Source organism: Pseudomonas sp. 05N434, from assembly GCF_056396965.1.
The window spans coordinates 1-2,604 of sequence record NZ_JBFTMK010000642.1 but is presented as its reverse complement, the minus strand read 5'-3'; the positions used below and the strand labels follow the sequence as shown (position 1 = coordinate 2,604).

General features: G+C 57.1%; 4 protein-coding genes. All 4 read right to left on the bottom strand.

Annotated elements, in window-relative coordinates:
• Positions 1 to 3: 3 nt before the first annotated feature.
• A complete protein-coding gene (locus AC1DLB_RS27330; protein WP_019580252.1) occupies positions 4 to 384 on the bottom strand; it encodes a RidA family protein in 381 nt (126 codons plus the stop codon).
• A gap of 171 nt (positions 385 to 555) precedes the next feature.
• Positions 556 to 882 (bottom strand): hypothetical protein, encoded by a 327-nt coding sequence (locus AC1DLB_RS27325; RefSeq protein WP_477744464.1) that lies wholly within the window; start codon positions 880 to 882, stop codon positions 556 to 558.
• Between the two features lie 64 nt (positions 883 to 946).
• On the bottom strand, positions 947 to 1,246 hold the full coding sequence (locus tag AC1DLB_RS27320; RefSeq protein ID WP_064618510.1) for a hypothetical protein: 300 nt from the start codon (positions 1,244 to 1,246) through the stop codon (positions 947 to 949).
• A 56-nt stretch (positions 1,247 to 1,302) separates the two neighbouring features.
• The gene (locus tag AC1DLB_RS27315; protein ID WP_477786034.1) at positions 1,303 to 2,376 is read right to left on the bottom strand and encodes a LacI family DNA-binding transcriptional regulator; all 1,074 of its coding nucleotides are present in this window, start codon (positions 2,374 to 2,376) and stop codon (positions 1,303 to 1,305) included.
• Between the last annotated feature and the right edge of the window lie 228 nt (positions 2,377 to 2,604).

Sequence of the window (2,604 nt, the reverse complement as noted above, 5' to 3'; positions counted from 1 at the left end):
GATTTAGCCCTTGGCCGCCATCGCAGTGACTTCCACRCGCATGCCTTCGACCGCCAACGCGGCCACGCCAACGGCGGCGCGAACCGGCCAGGGCTTGGCGAAGAAGCGCTGGTAGACCTCGTTGAACGCGGCGCGGTCGGCCATGTCGGTGAGGTAGATGGTCAGATGCAGCACCCGGTCCATGGAACTGCCGGCGTTCTCCAGCGCTACCTTGAGCGCCTGCAGAGTGCACTCGCTTTGCAGGGTGATGTCGCCCAGCTCCAGGCTGCCGTCGGCGCGGGTAGGAATTTGAGTGGAGACCAGCAGGCCGCCGAAACCGGCGACGTCGGAGGAGATGGATTCCGCGTCGGGATCGGGGAGGAACGTGATGTCGTGGTTTGCCATGGGGATCTCTTGTTTGTGGGGGTGAAGGGGCGCCGGGGTATTCAATGATGCAGCGCCTTTTTTTGCGCGGCCAGTTTACAGCCTCGTCGTCGGACCGTTCGTGAATCAGCTCGAAAACTCGGAAGGCAAGCAGGCGGGTGCTCCCCGCGGCATGGCAGCCGCCCAACGTAGTCAGCTGAGCGAGGTTATTTTCAATGTCGCAATAACGTCTTTTGGCTTGCGTTTATAACAACGAACCATGTGGTCACAATAATCGCCGACGGTGTAAATGGTCAGGTTGCCAGAGCTTATGATCTTGTACGTCTCTCTGTCGCATACATCAAGAATGTCGCCTTCAATTGCATCATATTCATTTCTAGTGAATAGACCGGAAGAACGGGTGGCTTTCAAGTCTTCCCCAAATACGTCTTCTTCATTAAGAAGGTCCACGGAAATGTTGAAGAGGCTCGCAATTCTCTGTAAGGCAAATGTACGAACGATTTCATCTGGATCGCTCATGATGCACGCTCATCTTATTGCTTCAATAAACACGGTCGCCTGATAAATAGCGCATGGCTGCAAGTCATGCTCCACGAGTGTTTAAAATTATAAATAGTGAAAGTGCTAATACAAAAATAGCTGTGACTGTGGCATAGCAAAGACCAAAGCCGATTTTGATGAGGCGTATTTCATCTGCCAGGGCTTTATAGCCGATAAAACCTCCAAGCAATGCTGAGGTGGCGATTCCGATGACTAGAATGTAGTAGGTCTTATAGGTGGGTGCAAATGCCGGGATGACAACTGCATACGATCCGCTTATCAGGGTGGTGAATATGACAATAATTTTTATTGCCGAAATAATGCTGTTTTTTGTCATGCTCATTTTTTGTTTTTCTCCTGACAAAGCACCTCGGAATGTTCTAGGCCTGCTGCCGACCACTAAACACTTTCAGCCACATCAATCTGCAACGAAAGCATGCACTTCGCTGCGCTGTCCGACGCTGGATCTATCGCGGCATCCACCATGGCCCTGACCGCCATTTGCGCCAGCGCCTCGACAGGGTGTGACAGCACGGCTTGAACGATGCCGTCACGCAGGGCTGCCCGGGTGATGGGGGTCAGGTCGTGGCACACCACGACGGGTAGCGCGATGTGCTGGGCTTTCAGTTCGCGCAAGGCGTTGATGAYCCCCTCGATACCGCCACCTGCCACATACAGGCCGACAAGGTCGGGTTGGCTGGTGAGCAGGTCGAGCGTGCCGGCATAGGCGAATTCCTCGTCCTCCAGAGTCAGGCGCGTAGCCAGCAATTCCCAGTCCTGGGGTTGTTCCGACAGGAAGGAGCGAAAACTCATTTCACACAGTTCCTGGCACTGAAAGCGCTGGGTGCCGACCATCACGGCCGCTGGCCCCGGTTGCGCTGCCAGGTGCTTGATGAACCAGCCGGCGGTGCGGCCCATGGCACGGTTGTCGACGCCGACATAACCGGCGCCGGCCGAGGCGCTCAGCTCGGATACCAGTGCGACCACAGGAATACCGGCCGCTCGCAATTGCGCCATGGCCTCGCGCACAGCCGGATGGTCGGCGGCCACCACGCCCAGGGCATCGACTTCGCCCTGCAACTTGAGAATGCGTTCTGCGGTGGCGGCCGGGGCCAGGTCGTCGATGTAGTGGATCAGCACCCGAACCTGGGCCCGCACGCTGGCCGTCGCCGCCTCAGCCAAGGCCTTGGCCAGCCCTTGATAAAACGCCACGCCACGCTTTTGCAGCAGAAACCCCAAGCGCACGGTCGGGCGCTGCTGCAGCACTCGTTGTTCGATCACATTACGCCCGTAGAAGCCCAGTCGGGCGGCGGCCTCGGCAATGCGTTGCGCGGTATCGGCGCGCACGTTGGCCCGCAGATTCATCACCCGGTCCACGGTGGACAGGCTCACCCCGGCGGCCAAGGCCACGTCTTCCATGGTTGCACGACGACCGAGCGGGTTGCCGGCTTCTGACAAAGAATGTTCTGACATGAAATGAAAGCCTATCTGAAACTTTTGACGGGTTTTGACAGGTATCGCTCAGGGACTATAGCAGCCGTGCATCTGCCCACCTTAGGATTTCTTCCAGCGAAACATCGCTACCCATAACAATAATTTCCGGAGCCTGACATGACCCTCCACATCTCCACCGCGCCTTGTTGCTGGGGCGTCGACGACGTCAACAATCCTCATCTGCCGGCGTGGCAACAGGTTCTTGGC

What these genes read in the sequence shown, in the direction of transcription:
- AC1DLB_RS27325 (WP_477744464.1), bottom strand. Translation starts at nt 882, where the DNA reads ATGAGCGATCCAGATGAAATCGTTCGTACATTTGCCTTACAGAGAATT.
- AC1DLB_RS27320 (WP_064618510.1), bottom strand. Translation starts at nt 1,246, where the DNA reads ATGAGCATGACAAAAAACAGCATTATTTCGGCAATAAAAATTATTGTC.